Here is a 17,778-nt window from a genome sequence, read left to right as displayed (position 1 = left end):
GAGCTGGAGAATCCATCACATCGACGAAATGGCCGACGCGTCGCGCGGAAGCCCAAGGGGGGAGGTCCGGCATGGACGGCGTCCGCATCATCGAGGACGAGGTCCGCGAACTGATCCGTCGGCGCGGACTGGATCCCGCACGCCAGTCGGCCGAAGTGCGCCGGCTGGTCGAGGACGCGGTGCGGGACTACGACGCACGATCCCTCGTCGGGCCGCTGCCCCGGCTCGGCGCCTTGGAGGACACGTCCAAGACGGTCTTCGACGCCGTCGCGGGGTTCGGTCCGCTTCAGCCGCTCCTGGACGATCCAACCGTCGAGGAGATCTGGATCAATTCACCCACCGAGGTCTTCGCGGCCCGCGGCGGCACGTCGGAGCTGACCTCGATCCGCCTCGACGCCGGCCAGGTCGAGCTGCTCGTGGAGAGGATGCTCAAGTCCTCAGGGCGCCGCCTGGACCTGTCGTCGCCCTTCGTCGACGCCGCGCTGCCCGACGGCTCCCGCCTGCACGTCGTCATCCCCGACATCACCCGGCGCCACTGGTCCGTGAACATCCGGAAGTTCATCGCCCGGGCCGTGCGCCTGGATCACCTCGTCGAGCTCGGATCCCTGACTCCCCAGGCCGCGGGATACCTGCATTCCGCCGTCGCGGCGGGGATGAACATCATGGTTTCCGGCGCCACGCAGGCCGGCAAGACGACGTTGCTGAACTGCCTCGCGTCCTCGATCGGCAGCCGTGAACGCGTCATCACGATCGAGGAGATCTTCGAACTCAAGGTGAAGCTCCGCGATGTGGTCTCCATGCAGTGCCGGCAGGCCAACCTCGAAGGCGGCGGCGAGATCGACATGCGCCGGCTCGTCAAGGAGGCCCTGAGGATGCGGCCCGACCGCATCATCGTCGGCGAGGTCCGCGAGGCGGAGGCACTGGACATGCTGATCGCCATGAACGCAGGGCTTCCGGCCATGGCCTCGGTCCATGCCAACAGCGCGCGCGACGCCATCACCAAGATCTGCACCCTGCCGCTGCTCGCGGGCGAGAACATCTCCTCGCATTTCGTGGTCCCCACCGTCGCCTCCTGCATCGACCTCGTGGTCCACTGCGAGCGCGCGGTCTCGGGCCGGCGCCAGATCGCCGAGATCGTCAAGCTCGGGCGCCGCGTGGAGAACGGAGTCATCGAGTCCTCCCAGCTGTTCTCGCGGCGCGACGGCGAGCTCGGGCTGGATGCGTCGGCCGACCTGGGCCACGAGAAGCTGTCCCGGGCCGGCTTCGATCCCCACGAGATGCTGGCGGCAGCCTCATGAGCCTGATGCTGGGACTGGTCCTCGGGATCGGGGCGATGATGGTGTGGTGGTCGTTCTGGCCCCGACCACACGGCTCCGCGCGGCCTTCCGGTCCCGGTCGCGTCCAGTTGCTGCTCCTGCAGGCGGGCATGGAAAAGGTCACCCAGGGGGGATTCGTCTGGGCCTCCACCGTCTGCGGCGTCGTCGTGGCGCTGCTCGTCTTCCTCTTCACCGCGGGGCCCGTCATCGCGCTGCTCTTCGGGGCCTTCGGAGCGGCCGTGCCCTGGGCGGCCGTGAAGTGGCGCGCGGGACAGCGGTCGCGGGCCCTGCGCGGTCAGTGGCCCGACGTCGTGGACCACCTGCGCTCGGCCATCCGGGCCGGTTTGTCGCTGCCCGAGGCGCTCGGACAGCTCGGAACCAAGGGGCCGGAACAGCTGCGTCCGGCCTTCACGGACTTCGCCCTGGACTACCGCGCGACCGCCCGGTTCGACGAGTCCGTGGAACGGCTCCGCCAGCGACTGGCGGACCCGGTGGCAGACAAGGTCATCGCCGCCCTGCGCATCACGCGCGAGGTCGGCGGATCGGACCTGGGAGAAATGCTCGCGACCCTCGGAAGCTTCCTGCGGGACAGCGCCCGGACCCGGGGCGAGCTCGAAGCCCGCCAATCCTGGACCGTCAACGCGGCCCGGCTCGCCGTGGCCGCCCCGTGGGTCATCCTGCTCCTCCTCGCCAGCCAACCGCAGGCCGTCCGCGCCTACTCGAGCGTCACCGGCGCGCTCGTCCTGCTGGCCGGGCTCGGCATCTCCGTGCTCTGCTACCGGATCATGCTCCGCATCGGCTCCCTGCCCCAGGAAGAACGGATCATCAAGTGAGCGCGCCCGTGGCCTGGGCCGTCTTCGCCGGCCTCGCACTCGGAGGCGGACTGTGGCTCGCCTTCGTACGGCTTCCTGCCATGCGCCAGACCAGCTTCGCCGACCGGGTCGCGCCGCAGCTGCGCTCGGGGCGGACCGATTCGCGGCTCTTGGCCGGAAGCCAGGTCGGGCGCGAATCCCCGTTCGGCCCGCTCGGACGGATCTTCGCCCCGATCCTGCTGGACGCCGTCGCGTGGCTCAACCGGATCAATCCGCTCGGCGAATCGCTCGATCAACGACTCAAGAAGGCCGGCCTGTCGATCGGGGCGGCGGACTTCCGGGCCCAGCAGCTCGTCTGGGCCGGCCTCGGATTCCTGGCCTCGACGGCCTACCTCGTCTTCTCCGCGGTGGCGGGCCGCTTCAATCCGGCCTTGGCCGTCGTCCTGGTCGTCGGGGCAACCGCAGGGGGGTTCCTCCTGCGCGAGTGGTACCTCGGCGAGCAGATCCAACGGCGGGGCCGCAGGATCCTGGGGCAGTTCCCGGGAACCGCCGAGCTCATGGCGCTGGCCGTCGGGGCCGGCGAGAGCACAATCGGGGCGATCGAACGGATCGGACGGACCTCGAAGGGCGATCTGGCCGACGAGTTCACGGCCACGCTGGCCGAGGTCCGGGCCGGCGTCCCGCTGGCAGAGGCGCTGCGGCGGCTCGAGGGCCGCGTCGAGCTGCCCGCCATGACGCGCTTCGTCGACGCAATCAACGTGGCCTCCGAACGCGGTACGCCGATCGCCGGCGTCTTGCGCGCCCAGGCCCAGGACGTCCGCGACGCGGCCAAGCGCGAGCTGATGGAGACCGCTGGCAAGAAGGAGATCGGCATGCTGGCGCCCGTCGTCTTCGGGATCCTGCCGCTGACCATCGTGTTCGCCGTCTATCCGGGCCTCTCACTGCTGGACCTGAACCTGTGACCAGGCACCGCCGTGACGGCGGGCCACCGACGAAAACCACTGAACCACCAACGAAAGGCACGACGATGAAGCACTCACTGAGCCGGGCCCAGGAAGCCGTGATGGGCGCCTTCCTCGGGGCGATGGCACACCTCGGAGGATGTGTAGACAGGCTCCGGCGCGACGAAAGGGGAGATGTTCCGGGCTGGGTGATGATCACGCTCATGTCCGCCGTTTTGGTCGCCGCGCTGCTGGCCATTGCCGGTCCGCGCCTGGCCGAGCTCTTCGAGCAGGCCATCAACAGGGTCTCCGGCCTGGGCTGAGGACCGTCCGTGCACCAGGGACCCCCAGAGGCGGCCGGGCCCGGCCAGGACGGGTCGGCCGTCGCCGAATTCGTCATGGTCGTCGCCCTCCTGACGGCCGTGTTCCTCTCCGTGGTCCAGCTGGCCCTCGTCCTGCACGTGCGCAACACGCTCGTCGACGCCGCCGCGGCCGGCGCGCGCTACGGCACGCTCGCGGACCGCTCTCCGGCCGAGGGCGCGCAACGCACGCGGGACATCATCGGCTCGAGCCTCAGCCCGGCCTTCGCCCACGGCGTCAGCCACGAGACAGGAACGAGCGGTGGACAGCCGTCCCTGCGCATCACCGTCGACACGCATCTGCCCCTCATCGGGTTCCTTCCGCTGTTCGGAACCCTCGAGGTCCACGGCGAGGCTGTCCGCTATGGGTGAGCCCGCGGCGCGACTGGTCGGCGCCGCCCGGCGGCTGCGCGACGGCGAGCAGGGATCGGCCGTGATCGAGTTCGTGTTCCTCGGTGTTGTCCTGCTGGTGCCGCTGGCTTACCTCATCATCACCGCGTCGCAGGTGCAGGCGGCCTCGTACGCGGCCGTAGGCGCGGCGGACCACGCCGCCAAGGTCTTCGTCGGTGCACCCGACGAGGCCACGGCCCGCGCGCGGGCCCAGGACGCCGCCGCCCGCGGGGCCTCTGCCATGGGACTCCCGGCCTCGTCGGCCACGCTGAGCTACTCCTGCAGCGGTCCCTGCCTGGAACCCGGAACCACCGTCACGGTCGAGGTCGAGGTGGCCATCGAGCTGCCGCTCCTGCCTCCGGGGGTCAACGCCGGGATCGGTTCGGCCTCCGCCACGGCCACCCACCGCGTGGAGCGCTTCGGATGAGCCGCCGTGACGCCCGTCCGCCGTCCCCCTCCGGCGAGGAGGGGCAGACGATGATCCTCGTCATCGGCTACGTCGTGATCGCGCTGCTGACCATCAGCGCCATGCTGGCGGCGACCGCGGTCAACCTCGAGGCCCGCCGGCTCCTGAGCGTCGCGGACGGAGCGGCCACCGCGGCGGCGGACGACTTCTCGCTGGACCCCTCGGCCGAGGACGTCTCGCTCCGGCTCTCCGACGCCGCCGTCGAGTCGACCGTCCGCGGCTATCTCACCGACACCCGGGCCGCCGCCCGGTTCCGCGGTCTCGGCATCGGGGCGGCCGAGGCCCACGGGGACGGCACGACGGCGTACGTCCGCCTCACCGCGGTCGCCGACCCGCCCATCGTCGGCTGGTTCGTCCCCGGGGGAGTGCCCATCACGGTCGAGTCGAGTTCCCGCTCCGTCCTCTCGCGCTGACGCCCCGCCCTATCGCGCCCACGGGCGCGAGTCCGTCGCGGCGGAGTGGACACGGGGCGGCCGAGCCCCATGACGTAGGCTAGACGCACCATGGCTGCAACTGACTTTCCCGCGGAAATCCGCGACCTCCGGTCCACCTACGCCTCCATCGAGGCCGTCACCGACATCGAGACGATCAAGGCCGACGTCGCCCGCCTGTCCGAGCTCGCCGGCGCCCCGGACCTCTGGGACGACCCCGCCGAGGCGCAGAAGATCACGTCGAAGCTCTCCCACCGGCAGTCCGACCTCGCCCGGCTCGAGAAGCTCGCCGGGCGCATCGACGACCTCGAGGTGATGGTCGAGCTCGCGGAGGAGGAGGACGACGCCGACACGCTCGCCGAGGCCGAGAAGGAGCTCGTCGCCCTGCACAAGTCACTCGCCGAGCTGGAGGTCGTCACCCTCCTGTCCGGCGAGTACGACGAGCGCGCCGCCGTCGTCACGATCCGTGCCGGCGCCGGCGGCGTTGATGCCGCGGACTTCGCCGAGATGCTCATGCGCATGTACCTGCGGTGGGCGGAACGCAAGGGCTACCCCACGGCCGTCATGGACACCTCCTACGCAGAGGAGGCCGGGCTCAAGTCGGCGACCTTCGAGGTCAACGCCCCCTACGCGTTCGGGACGCTCTCCGTCGAGGCCGGCACCCACCGCCTCGTGAGGATCAGCCCGTTCGACAACCAGGGCCGCCGCCAGACCTCCTTCGCGGCGGTCGAGGTCATCCCGCTCATCGAGCAGACCGACTCGATCGAGATCCCGGAGGCCGAGATCAAGGTCGACGTCTTCCGGTCCTCCGGCCCCGGCGGCCAGTCCGTGAACACCACGGACTCCGCGGTGCGCCTGACCCACCTGCCCACCGGGATCGTGGTCTCGATGCAGAACGAGAAGTCCCAGCTGCAGAACCGCGCCGCCGCGCTGCGCGTCCTGCAGTCGCGCCTGCTGCTGCTGAAGAAGGAGCAGGAGGACGCGAAGAAGAAGGAGCTCGCCGGCGACGTCAAGGCCTCGTGGGGCGACCAGATGCGCTCCTACGTCCTGAACCCCTACCAGATGGTCAAGGACCTCCGCACCGAGCACGAGGTCGGCAACACGGGGGCGGTGCTCGACGGGGACATCGACGACTTCATCGACGCCGGCATCCGCTGGCGCGCCAACGCCCGCACCCAGGCGGAGTAGTCCCGGCCGGCGCGCCGGGTGCCACCCGGTGTGACTCGCGCCACGGCGCCCGATACGATCGGAGCTGGACGTCGGCGTCCCCCCAGGGGATGCTCCGACGCGGACACCGCCGCGCAACGCCGCGCGGCCCCGGCGCACCGCGCCGCAGCAACGGGAGGTATCACGTGGCCATCGACAAGAGCTATCCATCCGCGGCCGAGGCGGTCGCCGACATCCCCGACGGGGCGTCGCTTTCCGTCGGCGGGTTCGGGCTGTCGGGGAATCCGATCCAGCTCATCGAGGCGCTGCTGGACCAGGGTGCCACGGACCTGTCGGTCGTCTCGAACAACTGCGGAGTCGACGGCTGGGGGCTCGGCGTCCTGCTGCAGGCCGGACGCATCCGCAAGATGACCTCGTCCTATGTGGGGGAGAACAAGGAGTTCGCCCGCCAGTACCTCTCCGGCGAGCTCGAGCTCGAACTCACCCCCCAGGGCACGCTCGCCGAGAAGCTGCGGGCCGGCGGGGCCGGCATCGCCGCCTTCTACACGCGCTCGGGAGTGGGAACGCAGGTCGCCGACGGCGGGCTGCCGCAGAAGTACGACGCCGAGGGGAACGTCCTGCAGGCCTCCTCGCCCAAGGACGTGCGGACGTTCGCGCCGGGCGGGACGGAGGCGGAGTACGTCCTCGAGGAGGCGATCGTGACCGATTTCGCCCTCGTGCACGCACTCAAGGGGGACCGCCACGGGAACCTGGTCTTCAACAAGGCCGCCCGCCAGTTCTCTCCGCCGGCGGCGATGGCCGGCCGGGTCTGCATCGCGCAGGTCGAGGAGCTCGTCGAGGCCGGCGAGATCGATCCTGACGCCGTCCACCTGCCCGGCGTCTACGTGCACCGGATCGTCGAGGTCGGCACCGGCATCGAAAAACGCATCGAGAAGCGCACCGTGCGCGGCGAAGGAGGTGCCTGACCATGGCGCTCACCCGGGAGCAGATGGCCGCGCGGGCGGCCCTGGAACTGAACGACGGCGACTACGTCAACCTCGGCATCGGCCTGCCGACCCTCGTGCCGAACTACGTGCCGGCGGAGCGCACCGTGGTCCTGCAGTCGGAGAACGGCATCCTCGGCGTCGGCCCGTATCCCACGGAGGACGCCGTTGACCCCGACCTGATCAACGCCGGCAAGGAGACCGTCACGGTCAACCCCGGCGCCTCCTACTTCGATTCCGCGACGAGCTTCGGCATGATCCGCGGCGGCAAGATCGACGCGGCCATCCTGGGGGCCATGCAGGTCTCCGCGGCCGGCGACCTGGCCAACTGGATGATCCCCGGGAAGATGGTCAAGGGCCCCGGCGGGGCGATGGACCTGGTCCACGGCGCCGCGCGCGTCATCGTCCTGATGGAGCACGTGGCCAAGGACGGCAGTCCGAAGATCGTCCAGGAATGCTCGCTGCCGCTCACGGGCAAAGGAGTGGTCCACCGGATCATCACCGACCTGGCGGTGATCGACGTGACCGGGGACGGCCTCGTCCTCGTCGAGACCGCGCCGGGCGTGGGCGTCGACGACGTCGTCGCGGCGACGGGCGCGCCGCTCGCCGTCCGCTGACCGCGCCAGCCGGACTCCGGCGTCGTACCCCCGCCCGTTTCCCCGGACCCTCCGGGGGAACGGGCGACACGCGTCCCCGCCTGAGCCGCCGCCAGCCGCGCCCCCGTTAGAGTGCTCAGTGCCGGTGCCGTACCTTCCCCCAGCCAAAGCCCCGCGCCCACGGCCGACGACCGGCGGCCTGAGCGGGCGGAACCGCCATGATCAGATTTGAGCACGTCACCAAGGTCTACGACCGCACTTCGCGCCCCGCGTTGGACGGAATCGACCTCGAAGTCAACCGGGGGGACTTCGCGTTCCTCGTCGGCCCGTCGGGCTCGGGCAAGTCGACCTTCCTGCGGCTCGTGCTGCGCGAGGACCGCGCCTCCTCGGGCTCCGTCCACGTGGCCGGGCAGAACGTGGCCCGCATCCCCTCGTGGCGCGTCCCGCGCCTGCGGCGCGGCATCGGCGTTGTCTTCCAGGACTTCCGCCTGCTGCCCAACAAGGACGTGTTCGGCAACGTGGCGTTCGCGATGCAGGTGATCGGCAAGAGCCGCGGAATGATCCGCGAGACGGTGCCCGACATGCTCAAGATGGTGGGGCTCGAGGGCAAGGAGAAGCGCATGCCCAACGAGCTCTCCGGCGGCGAGCAGCAGCGCGTCGCGATCGCCCGGGCCATCGTCAACCGGCCGGGCATCCTGCTGGCCGACGAGCCGACGGGCAACCTGGACCCGGCGACGAGCGTCGGCATCATGAACGTCCTGGACCGGATCAACCAGAACGGGACCACGGTGGTCATGGCCACGCACGACGACGACATCGTGAACTCAATGCGCCGCCGCGTCATCGAGCTCGAGGCGGGCAAGGTGGTCCGCGACGAGGCGGGCGGCGAGTACACGGCGATGATCCCGGTCATCCGCAAGGACGGCTCCCGCGAGCTGCGGCCCGCGGACCAGGCGATCGCACCCTTCGACACCGAGGAGGACGAGGCGTGAGGCTCGCGTTCATCCTCGGCGAGATCGGCTCCGGCCTGCGCCGCAACCTCTCCATGGTCGTCTCCGTAGTGCTGGTGACCTTCATCTCGCTGTCCTTCGTCGGCGGGGCCGCCCTGCTGCAGCTGCAGATCAACCAGATGAAGGGCTTCTGGTACGACCGCGTGCAGGTCGCCGTGTTCCTGTGCGGCGACGACTTCGGCTCCCAGACCTGCGCCGACGGGGCCGTGACGGACGCCCAGCGCGACGATATCGAGTCGCTCATGAACTCGGCCGCCGTCACGCCCTATATCGACAGCTACGAGCACGAGACCAAGGAACAGGCCCTGGGCCACTTCCGGGAGCAGTTCGAGAACTCGCCGATCGTCGACACCGTCACCGCGGAACAGCTTCCGGAGTCCTTCCGCGTGCGGCTCGTGGACCCGGAGAAGTACGAGGTCATCAACGAGCTGTTCTCCTCGATGCCCGGCGTCGACGTCGTCGTGGACCAGCGGGAGCTGCTCGAGAAGATCTTCTCCATCATGAACATCGCCTCGCTCGTGGCCGTGGGCATCGCCGGCATCATGATCGTCTGCGCGGTCCTCCTGATCGCCACGACCATCCGACTCTCCGCCTTCAGCCGGCGGCGGGAAACCGGGATCATGCGGCTCGTCGGGGCGTCGAAGGCGGTGATCCAGCTGCCGTTCGTCCTCGAAGGCGTCATCGCGGCCCTCATCGGCGCCCTGATGGCCTCCGCGTCGCTGTGGGCCGTCGCCCACTTCCTCATCGACGGCCGCCTGGCGCGCGACTATCCGGACACGGCGTTCATCTCCACGGGGGAGGTCCTCCTCGTGTCGCCGGCCCTGCTTCTGCTGGGCGCGGTCCTGGCTGGTGTATCGTCGATGCTAACCTTGAGGCGCTACCTGAAGGTTTAGCCAGTCCACCCACGATCCCGATCCGTGCTTCCGCGCGGTCCGGGCCCGGAACGAGCGAGAGGATCCACGCGTGGCAGAGTCACCGCGGTGCCCGGTACCCCAGAGGGCCCTCAGCGGTGCGCTCGCGACCCTGCTGGTCCTGGCCCTGGGATCCTCGGGGGCGCATGCCGACGAGCTCGACAACCGCAAGGACAAGATCGAGCAGAACATCGACTCCCTGGAGTCCGATCTCGAGTTCCTGGACGCCGACATCCAGAAGACCGCGGCCGAGCTCAAGTCCTATCAGGCCCAGCTCCCGGCGGCGCAGCAGGCCCTCGCCGAGGCGCAGGGGCGGGTGCAGACGGCGAGCGACGAGGTCGCCGCCCTGGGGCAGCGCGTCGCCGCGGCGCAGCAGACGCGTGACCAGATCAACCGGCAGATCGCGGACGACGCCGACAAGCTCGAGGAGACCCGGAAGATCATCGGGCAGATCGCCACGCAGGCCTACAAGCGCGGCGGCATGTCGAGCAACCTCAGCCTCTTCCTCGAGGCCTCCGCGGACGGGAACCTCGCGAGCGGCATGGACCTCGCGGACCAGGCCCTGCGGAGCCAGAACGCGGCCCTGGACCGCCTCAGCCAGCAGCATGCCACCGACCGCAACGCCCAGGTCCGCCTCGTGGCGGTCGAGGAGGAGATCCGCGGCCTCAAGATCAAGGCGGACGCCGCGCTCGTCAAGGAGCAGGCGGCCCGCGACGAGGCGGCGGAGTCCAAGCGCCACGTCGACTCCCTGATCAGCAAGGCGGAGTCGATCAGCCGCGAGCTGCAGGCCAAGCGCCCCCAGATCCAGGAGCAGATCCAGGCCCACGAGGCGGAGCACGCGCAAGTGCTCGCCGAGATCAAGGAACGGCAGGAACGCCTCAAGCGCGAGGCCGAGGAACGCCGTCGCCGCGAGGCCGAGGCCCGGAAGAAGGCCGAGGCCGAGGCGAAGGCCCGCCAGGAGGCGGCGGACCGTGCGCGCCGCGAGCGCGCCGCCGACGCCGCGAAGAAGCAGCGCGAGGCGGATGCGGCGGCCGCCCGCGCGAAGGACGCACGGGACAAGGAAGCGGCCTCCTCCGGGTCGTCCAGCTCGTGGGGCCTGCGCAGCCCCGCCGCGTCGGGCGGATACATCACCTCGGGCTTCGGCTGGCGGCCGACCCCGGCCGGGACCATCGACTACGGCGGCCGCGGCGGCTACGTGCACGCCGGCGTCGACTGGGGCTTCGGTGGTTCGTGCGGTGCGCCGATCTACGCGGCCGCGGCGGGAGAGGTCTGGTTCGCCTCGCGGTCCGGCAGCTCGGGCAACAAGGTCACCGTCAGCCACGGCGTCGTCAACGGCCACGCGCTCGCGACGAACTACCACCACATGTCCTACTACACGGTCGCGCCGGGCCAGAACGTGAGCCGGGGCCAGGTCATCGGCTACGTGGGCAGCACGGGCAACTCCACGGGATGCCACCTCCACTTCGAGACGATCCTCGACGGCCAGGCCGTGAACCCGCTGGGCCTGCTGTAGCGTAGGATGGTCTCCTGCCATTGGCGTGAACCAATCACCAGCGAAGGAGGTCGCCATGCCCCGTGAGAAGGAACAGAAGGTCGTCGCGACCAACCGCAAGGCGCGGCACGACTACCACGTGCTCGAGACCTACGAGGCCGGTCTGATGCTGACGGGCACGGAGGTCAAGTCGCTGCGCGAAGGCAAGGCCTCGCTGGTGGACGGGTTCGGCCAGTTCTACCGCGACGAGCTGTACATCGAAGCCGTCTACATCCCGGAGTACCTCAACGGGTCCTGGACCAACCACGCGGCACGGCGCCGGCGCAAGCTCCTGCTCCACCGCGAGGAGCTGACCAAGATCGCGCGGAAGATCCAGGAATCCGGCTTCACGATCGTACCCCTGCAGTTGTACTTCAAGGACGGCCGGGCCAAGCTCGAGATCGGCATTGCGAAGGGCAAGAAGGAGTACGACAAGCGGCAGACGCTGCGCGAGAAGCAGGACAACCGCGAGGCCCTGCGCGCCATGCGCGAACGCAACCGCCGCAGCGCCTGAACGGCGCCGTCCGGCGTCCTGGCCGGAGGTGGAATACATCCGGGCGTTCCTGGGTTATAGTGGATGTCCCGCGGTTCGCCGCGGGAACGGTGCGGGCCAGCCCGCGATTTGAGAAGTACATACGGGGATGATCGGTTTCGACGATGTGAGTCGCGACAGGAGAAGCGGGCCGAGGATGCAGAGTTATCTCGGAAACGCCCTCTGCAAACCAATAAGTGCCGAATCTAAGCGCACTGACTTCGCTCTCGCTGCCTAAGCAGCCGGACGGTCCGTCAGCCAGGGATAGCCATCGGCCCTGATCCTGACGTCATTTAGATGGCCACTGCTGGATACCCTCGTCACCGGGGTGTCCGGGACTTTTAGGTGACTGTGCCCAGGGGAGCCCGTGAGGGTCCAGCCGCTTGTTTGCCTGCAGGCTGCTGGGGCAGAGAAACCCCGAGGCAGACTGCGCCCGGAGAAGACCTGGCAACACCACATCGGACGGGGGTTCAATTCCCCCCATCTCCACTTTTCAGCCGCGATGCCGCGGAACCCGGATTGGCCCGGGTTCCGCGGCATCGCGTCGTTAAGACCCTCCTGCACGCCCGGGCGGCGGTGGTGCATACAATGGTTGACGGTGGCCGGTCCGCATCGGCCGCGGTGGACGAATCCGACGACGGAGAGGTTGACGCATGCAGGAGCAGCCTGGGGCGGACTCCCGGCGGGCGCCCGCGGTCGACGCCGCTGGGGCCCTGGCCTTCATCCTTGAGGTCGCCCTGCTGGGCGCGGCCGGATTGTGGGCCATCGAGGTCCTGCCGTTGCCGCCGGTCGTGGCCGTCCTGATCGCCCTGGCGCCGCTCATCGTCTTCTGGGGCCTCTACATGGCGCCCCAGGCCAAGCGCCGCATCGGCTGGCCCGTCCATCCGATGGTCGCCCACGGACTGTTCCTGCTGGGATCGGGGCTGTTGTTCGGCATCGGGCGCGTCTGGCCCGGCGCCGTCATGCTCCTGCTGACGGGAGTCAGCGCCTTCCTGACGTGGCGCCAGCGCGGCCGGCGGGCCGAGGAGGCGCGTGCCCTGCGCGAGGCAGGGGAGTCCAGGCAACGCCGTCCCGGCGGCCGGCGCGCGGCGCGCTGAGGCGCTACTGGACGACTGGCCGCACGGAGCACGACGCCGGTGCCGCGCCCCTGGCGGGCTAGCGTGCGGGGGAGAGCGGGCGCACCCAGATCGCGGCCGCCTGTTCCCCGGTGAAGCCATGGCCGGCCACGTCGAGGGTGTTTCCGGGAACGATCCCGGCCTCGGCACACCGGCGGAGGAAGCCCGGGTCGGCGTCGCTGACGCGGACGACGACAGCGCTGCCCCCGGCATCGGATTGGTCCAGCCGCACGGCGTCGGGCAGGCGCAGCGTGCCGTCGGCCGCGGGGATCGGGTCTCCATGCGGATCCGCCGCCGGATACCCGAGGCGCTCGTCGAGGCGGTCGATGAACCGCCGCGACACCGTGTGCTCCAGGAGCTCTGCCTCTTCGTGGACCTCGTCCCAGCGGTAGCCGAGTTCGCCGACGAGGAACGTCTCCAGGAGGCGGTGCCGGCGCACCACGCCCAAGGCGGCCAGCCGGCCTTCGGGCGTCAGCGTGACGGCGCCGTACGGTGGATGCTCAAGCAGGCCGCGGCCCGCCAGCTTGGACACCATCGTCGTCGCCGAGGCCGGCGCGACGCCGAGGCGGGCGGCGATCGCGCCCGTGGTCACGGGGCGGGGATCCCATTCGCCGAGCCCGTAGACCGCCTTGAGGTAGTCTTCCTCGTTGCTCGAGAGCTTCATGCCACCAGCCTACGCCGCCGCACCGCCTGCGGAACGAGGCCCGTGCGGGGCGCGCCGAGGTACGCGAGGAGGAACATCGAGGCCTGGGACAAGACCACGGCGGCGCTCGTGGAGACGTCGAGGTAGTAGCTGGCGTAGATCCCGACGGCAGCCGAGACGACCCCGAGGGCCGCCGCGGTCGCGAGCATGCGTCCGAAGCGGCGGGTCAGCAGGAACGCGGTCGCCCCCGGGATGATGAGCATCGCGACGACCAGGATGATGCCCATGGCCTGCAGGCTCGTGACGACCGTCAAGGCGAGCAGCCCGAGCAGGACGGCGTTGAGGATGCGGGCGTTGAGGCCGATGGCGTGCGCGTGGACGGGGTCGAAGGCGAGGAGCGTGAAGTCCTTGCGCAGCAGGAGGACGACGCCGAGGGTCAGGGCACCGAGGCCGACCACTTGCGCGACCTCGGCAGGGCCGGCGCCCAGGACGTTGCCGAAGAGGATGTGCCCCAGGTCGACCTGGCTCGGCGTCCGGGAGATGATGCCGAGGCCGAGCGCGAACAGCGCCGTGAAGACGACGCCGATCGCGGTGTCGGCCTTGAGCCGGGTCGTGGAGCGGAGGCCGCCGATCAGGTAGACGGCCCCGAGCCCGAACGCGAGGGCCCCGATGGCGAAGGGGATCCCGAGGATGTAGGACAGCGCCACGCCGGGCAGGACGGCATGGGAGATCGCGTCGCCCATGAGTGCCCATCCCATGAGCACGAGCCAGCAGGAGAGGACGGAGCAGACGAGTGCGGCGGCGAGGGTGACGGTGAAGGCGTTGGCCATGAAACCGTAGCCGAAGGGTTCGGCGAGCCATTCGAGGGGGCTCATGCGCCGGCCTCCTCGTGACTCGTGCCGAAGGCCTGGGCGAGGTTGGCCTCGGTCAGCACCTCGGAGGGCGCCCCGGTGGCGAGCACCCGGCGGTGCAGGAGCAGCGCGCTCGTGCACAGCGACGGGACGCCGGCCAGGTCGTGCGTCGAGATGAGGATCGTCCGTCCCTCGGCGCGCAGCTCCTCCAGCACGGCGGAGATCATGCGCTCGGAGACGCGGTCGACGCCGGCGAACGGCTCGTCGAGCAGGAGCAGCCCGGCCTCTTGGGCCAGACCGCGGGCCACGAAGGCCCGCTTGCGCTGCCCGCCGGAGAGCTCGCCGATCTGGCGCCCGGCGAGCCCGGCCAGGTCCACGCGCCCGAGCGCCTCGGCCACGGCCGCCTTGTCCCGTGCGGCCGGCCGCCGGGAGAGACCCATGTGGCCATAGCGGCCCATCATCACGACGTCGTGCACGCTCACGGGGAAGTCCCAGTCCACGGCCTCGGATTGGGGGACGTAGCTGATGCGTCCGGCCTTGCGCGCGGCGCCGGGGCCGCCGCCGAAGAGGCGCACGGTTCCCGACGACGGCGCGACGAGGCCCATGAGGGACTTGAAGAGGGTCGACTTGCCGCTGCCGTTGACGCCGATGAGGCCGCACAGCTCGCCGGCCGGCAGGCGGAAGTCCACGGACTCCAGGGCGGCGACGGTCCCGTAGCGGACGGTCAGTGAGGAGACGTCGATGGCCGGCGGCCCCGGCCGGGGATCACGGGGCATGGTCGAGCCCTTCCAGGATGAGGTCGAGGTCGTGGTTCAGGAGGGTGATGAAGTCGGGGACCGGGCCGTCCGGCCCGGAGAGCGAGTCGACGTAGAGCGGGCCGAGGAGCCGGGCTCCCGTTTCCGCCGCGACGCGTTCCTGGGCGTCCGCGCTCACCGTCGACTCGCAGTAGACCGCGGGGACCCGGTGTTCCTTCACGAAGGCGATCTGCTCCCGGATCTGCCGGGGGGTCCCCTCGGCGTCGGAGTTCACGGGCCAGAGGAAATGCTCGCGCAGGCCCAGATCGCGCGCGAGGTAGGAGAACGCGCCTTCGCAGCTGACGAGCGCGGCTCCGGGGTTGGCCCGCAGGCCCTCCCGGACCCGTTCCTCGAGCCCGCGCAGTTCCCCGCGCAGCCGGTCGGCGCGGGCGGCGAAGTAGGCCGCGTCGTCCGGGCTGAGCTCCGCGAGCGCCCGCTCGGCGTTGTCGACGTAGGTCCTGGCCTGGACGGGGGACATCCAGGCGTGGGGGTTGGGACGGCCCTCGTAGGCGCCGAGGGCGATGTCGACGGGCTCGATCCCCTCGGAGAGGACGGCGTGGGGGACGTCGAGGCCGCGGACGAAGCGTTCGAACCAGCGCTCGAGCCCCAGCCCGTTGTCGAGGACGAGGTCGGCCTCGTGGATCCGGACCAGGTCCGAGGGCGTCGGCTCGTAGCCGTGGATCTCCGCGCCCGGCTTGGTGATGGAGACGACCTCGACCCGGTCGCCTCCCACGCGGCCGACGAGGTCGGCCAGGACGCTGAACGTGGTCAGCACGACGGGCCGGGAGCCGTCTCCGCCCCCCGCCGCGGGGGCGGTGCATCCCGCGAGGGCGGCCAGAAGGGCCAGTACGACGACGGCCGCGCCGCACCGGGGTCCGCGTCCGGGTCCGCGCCGACCCGCCACCCAATTTTTAGCCATGCCTAAATATGGCATCCCGCCGTGCGGCTTGGCAATTCGCGCCGGCAGGGGAGCGGCGGCGGGCGTGACGGGGGGCTCAGCCGCGTGCGAAGACGTCCAGCACCGGGTCGTGGAGCAGGCCGTTGGTGGCGAGCGCGTTGCCGCCGAAGCATCCGTCCTCGCCCTCGAGCGAGGTGAAGCGGCCGCCGGCCTCCGTCACGATCGGGACGAGGGCCGCCATGTCGTAGAGGTTCAGCTCGGGCTCGCACGCGATGTCGACGGCCCCCTCGGCGACGAGGCAATAGGACCAGAAGTCCCCGTAGGCGCGCGTGCGCCAGACCGAGTCGTGCAGCTGCAGCATGTTCTCGAGCTGCCCGCGCTCCCGCCAGCCACCGAGGCTCGAATAGGACAGCGACGCGTCCCCGAGCGCGGAGACCTGGGAGACGCCGAGCCGGCTCGCGGCGGCCAGGGACTTGCCGGTGTAGGCGCCCATCGCCTCGGCGGCCCACCAGCGGCGGCCGAGCGCCGGCGCGGAGACGACGCCCACGACGGGGCGGCCCTCGTCCACGAGGGCGATGAGCGTGGCCCAGACGGGGACGCCCCGGACGAAGTTCTTCGTCCCATCGATCGGATCGATGACCCAGCGGCGCGCACCGTGGCCGCTGCTGCCGAACTCCTCGCCGAGCACGGCGTCCCGCGGACGCGACCGGGCGAGCTGTCCGCGGATGGCCTCCTCGGCGGCCTTGTCCGCGTCGGAAACGGGCGTCAGGTCGGGCTTCGTCTCCACCACGAGGTCCTGCGCCTTGAAGCGGGACAGGGTCAGGGAGTCCACCGAATCGGCGATGACGTGCGCCAGGCGCAGGTCGTCGTTGTAGTTCATCACGTCGCGGGTCATGGGTTCCAAGCTACCCCAGCGGCACCGCGGCTAGACGCTCCCGAGCTCCTTCGTGTCGGCGGCGTCCTCCGAGCCCAGAAGGCGCCGGAAGGAGGCCAGCCGGGCGGCCCCCTGGGCTCCGGCGCGGCCCTCGGCGACCCACGCATCGAGGGCGCAGCCCGGTTCGCCCTCGGCGTGGGAGCACCCGCGGGGGCAGGCGGTCGCGGCGGGCTCGAGGTCGTCGAACGCGCCGAGGATGTTCCCGGGCTCCACGAGGGCCAGGCCGAAGGACCGGATGCCCGGCGTGTCGATGATCCAGGTCCCGGCGGGGGCGTCCTGGACCCGGAGCGCGAGCGCCGAGGAGGAGGTGTGCCGCCCGCGGCCCGTGACCGCGTTGACGCCGCCCGTGGCCCGTTCGGCCCCCGTCAGGGCGTTGACGAGGGTGGACTTGCCGACGCCCGAGTGCCCGATCACCACGCTGACCTGTCCGGCCAGGAGCCCGGAGAGCTCCTCGACGGCGGCCGCGTCGAGCCGTGCGGAGGCGCCGTCGGCGCTGCGTGCGTCGATGCCGTCGGCGGACGCCGAGGCGCTGCGGCTGACGACGATGTCGAGGTCGAGGTGGCGGTAGTTCTCCAGGAGCGGGCCGGGGTCGCGGACGTCGGCCTTGGTGACGCACAGGACCGGGTGGATTCCGGCGTCGTACGCGGCAACCAGGGCGCGGTCGATGAATCCCGTGCGCGGCTCGGGATTGGCGGCCGCGACGACGACGACGAGCTGGTCCGCGTTGGCGACCACGACGCGTTCCACCGGGTCCGTGTCGTCCGCGCTGCGCCGCAACACCGTGCTGCGGTCCTGGATCCGCACGAGCCGGGCGAGGGAGTCGGGGGCCCCGCTCGTGTCGCCCACGAGGCCCACGAAGTCCCCGGGGACCACGGGGGAGCGGCGCAGCTCGCGGGCGCGGGCGGCGACGACGAGGCGTTCCCGCGGCGTGTCCTCGTCGAGGATCGCCGTGTAGCGGCCGCGGTCGACCGTCACGATCCGGCCCGTGACGGCGTCCTCGTGCGCCGGACGGTCCTTGGTCCGGGGGCGGCTGCCCTTCTTGTTCGGGCGGACGCGGACGTCCGATTCGTCCCAGGCGGAGAAGTCCCGGCCCACGGC

At 70.8% G+C, this 17,778-nt stretch carries 21 protein-coding genes and 1 other RNA gene; 16 read left to right on the top strand and 6 right to left on the bottom strand.

The window, feature by feature from the left end:
- Positions 1 to 71: 71 nt before the first annotated feature.
- The 16 genes from AC0QR5_RS05535 (at position 72) to AC0QR5_RS05460 (ending at position 12,542) form a co-directional block, all read left to right on the top strand.
- Complete coding sequence (locus AC0QR5_RS05535; protein WP_329863012.1) at positions 72 to 1,298, top strand: TadA family conjugal transfer-associated ATPase; 1,227 nt, start codon at positions 72 to 74, stop codon at positions 1,296 to 1,298.
- Entirely contained in the window at positions 1,295 to 2,149 is an 855-nt protein-coding gene (locus AC0QR5_RS05530) for a type II secretion system F family protein (RefSeq protein ID WP_329863014.1), read from the top strand. Before AC0QR5_RS05535 ends, AC0QR5_RS05530 begins: the two co-directional genes overlap by 4 nt.
- Positions 2,146 to 3,090 (top strand): type II secretion system F family protein, encoded by a 945-nt coding sequence (locus AC0QR5_RS05525; protein ID WP_329863016.1) that lies wholly within the window; start codon positions 2,146 to 2,148, stop codon positions 3,088 to 3,090. The genes AC0QR5_RS05530 and AC0QR5_RS05525 overlap by 4 nt, the downstream gene beginning before the upstream one ends.
- Before the next feature lie 122 nt (positions 3,091 to 3,212).
- Positions 3,213 to 3,392, top strand: coding sequence for a hypothetical protein (locus AC0QR5_RS05520; protein WP_329863053.1), 180 nt, complete (start codon positions 3,213 to 3,215; stop codon positions 3,390 to 3,392).
- 9 nt (positions 3,393 to 3,401) lie between these two features.
- Positions 3,402 to 3,800, top strand: a complete 399-nt coding sequence (locus AC0QR5_RS05515) for a TadE family protein (protein WP_329863017.1) — start codon at positions 3,402 to 3,404, stop codon at positions 3,798 to 3,800.
- Entirely contained in the window at positions 3,793 to 4,245 is a 453-nt protein-coding gene (locus tag AC0QR5_RS05510) for a hypothetical protein (protein ID WP_329863018.1), read from the top strand. Before AC0QR5_RS05515 ends, AC0QR5_RS05510 begins: the two co-directional genes overlap by 8 nt.
- Positions 4,242 to 4,697: a hypothetical protein gene (locus tag AC0QR5_RS05505; protein WP_329863019.1), complete on the top strand. Its 456-nt coding sequence runs from the start codon at positions 4,242 to 4,244 to the stop codon at positions 4,695 to 4,697. Before AC0QR5_RS05510 ends, AC0QR5_RS05505 begins: the two co-directional genes overlap by 4 nt.
- A gap of 90 nt (positions 4,698 to 4,787) precedes the next feature.
- A complete protein-coding gene (gene prfB, locus AC0QR5_RS05500) occupies positions 4,788 to 5,903 on the top strand; it encodes a peptide chain release factor 2 (protein ID WP_329863021.1) in 1,116 nt (371 codons plus the stop codon).
- Positions 5,904 to 6,067: 164 nt separating this feature from the next.
- Positions 6,068 to 6,847, top strand: a complete 780-nt coding sequence (locus AC0QR5_RS05495) for a CoA transferase subunit A (RefSeq protein ID WP_329863022.1) — start codon at positions 6,068 to 6,070, stop codon at positions 6,845 to 6,847.
- A 2-nt stretch (positions 6,848 to 6,849) separates the two neighbouring features.
- Positions 6,850 to 7,482: a CoA transferase subunit B gene (locus tag AC0QR5_RS05490; protein ID WP_329863024.1), complete on the top strand. Its 633-nt coding sequence runs from the start codon at positions 6,850 to 6,852 to the stop codon at positions 7,480 to 7,482.
- A gap of 197 nt (positions 7,483 to 7,679) precedes the next feature.
- Positions 7,680 to 8,453, top strand: coding sequence for a cell division ATP-binding protein FtsE (ftsE, locus tag AC0QR5_RS05485; RefSeq protein ID WP_329863026.1), 774 nt, complete (start codon positions 7,680 to 7,682; stop codon positions 8,451 to 8,453).
- Entirely contained in the window at positions 8,450 to 9,364 is a 915-nt protein-coding gene (gene ftsX / locus AC0QR5_RS05480) for a permease-like cell division protein FtsX (RefSeq protein ID WP_329863028.1), read from the top strand. The genes ftsE and ftsX overlap by 4 nt, the downstream gene beginning before the upstream one ends.
- 70 nt (positions 9,365 to 9,434) lie before the next feature.
- Positions 9,435 to 10,895, top strand: coding sequence for a peptidoglycan DD-metalloendopeptidase family protein (locus AC0QR5_RS05475; protein ID WP_329863030.1), 1,461 nt, complete (start codon positions 9,435 to 9,437; stop codon positions 10,893 to 10,895).
- Positions 10,896 to 10,950: 55 nt separating this feature from the next.
- Positions 10,951 to 11,427, top strand: a complete 477-nt coding sequence (gene smpB / locus AC0QR5_RS05470) for an SsrA-binding protein SmpB (protein WP_329863032.1) — start codon at positions 10,951 to 10,953, stop codon at positions 11,425 to 11,427.
- 123 nt (positions 11,428 to 11,550) lie between these two features.
- Positions 11,551 to 11,937, top strand: a transfer-messenger RNA (tmRNA) gene (ssrA, locus tag AC0QR5_RS05465).
- Positions 11,938 to 12,098: 161 nt separating this feature from the next.
- Positions 12,099 to 12,542 carry a YrdB family protein gene (locus AC0QR5_RS05460; RefSeq protein WP_329863034.1) on the top strand — a complete coding sequence of 148 codons (444 nt, stop codon included), beginning with the start codon at positions 12,099 to 12,101 and terminating at the stop codon, positions 12,540 to 12,542.
- Positions 12,543 to 12,600: 58 nt separating this feature from the next.
- Here the strand turns inward: AC0QR5_RS05460 and AC0QR5_RS05455 are convergent, their stop codons facing one another.
- From AC0QR5_RS05455 to rsgA, 6 genes are all read right to left on the bottom strand, one after another.
- Positions 12,601 to 13,224 carry a metal-dependent transcriptional regulator gene (locus AC0QR5_RS05455; RefSeq protein WP_329863036.1) on the bottom strand — a complete coding sequence of 208 codons (624 nt, stop codon included), beginning with the start codon at positions 13,222 to 13,224 and terminating at the stop codon, positions 12,601 to 12,603.
- Positions 13,221 to 14,078, bottom strand: coding sequence for a metal ABC transporter permease (locus tag AC0QR5_RS05450; protein ID WP_329863038.1), 858 nt, complete (start codon positions 14,076 to 14,078; stop codon positions 13,221 to 13,223). The genes AC0QR5_RS05455 and AC0QR5_RS05450 overlap by 4 nt, the downstream gene beginning before the upstream one ends.
- Entirely contained in the window at positions 14,075 to 14,830 is a 756-nt protein-coding gene (locus AC0QR5_RS05445; protein ID WP_329863040.1) for a metal ABC transporter ATP-binding protein, read from the bottom strand. Before AC0QR5_RS05445 ends, AC0QR5_RS05450 begins: the two co-directional genes overlap by 4 nt.
- Entirely contained in the window at positions 14,820 to 15,767 is a 948-nt protein-coding gene (locus AC0QR5_RS05440; protein WP_329863041.1) for a metal ABC transporter solute-binding protein, Zn/Mn family, read from the bottom strand. Before AC0QR5_RS05440 ends, AC0QR5_RS05445 begins: the two co-directional genes overlap by 11 nt.
- A 76-nt stretch (positions 15,768 to 15,843) precedes the next feature.
- Entirely contained in the window at positions 15,844 to 16,641 is a 798-nt protein-coding gene (gene hisN, locus AC0QR5_RS05435; protein ID WP_329863043.1) for a histidinol-phosphatase, read from the bottom strand.
- 30 nt (positions 16,642 to 16,671) lie between these two features.
- The gene (gene rsgA / locus AC0QR5_RS05430) at positions 16,672 to 17,775 is read right to left on the bottom strand and encodes a ribosome small subunit-dependent GTPase A (protein WP_329863045.1); all 1,104 of its coding nucleotides are present in this window, start codon (positions 17,773 to 17,775) and stop codon (positions 16,672 to 16,674) included.
- Positions 17,776 to 17,778: the final 3 nt, after the last annotated feature.

Source organism: Arthrobacter sp. J156, from assembly GCF_056172865.1.
The sequence above is the reverse complement of the archived record's forward strand: the minus strand, read 5'-3'. Positions and strand labels throughout refer to the sequence as shown.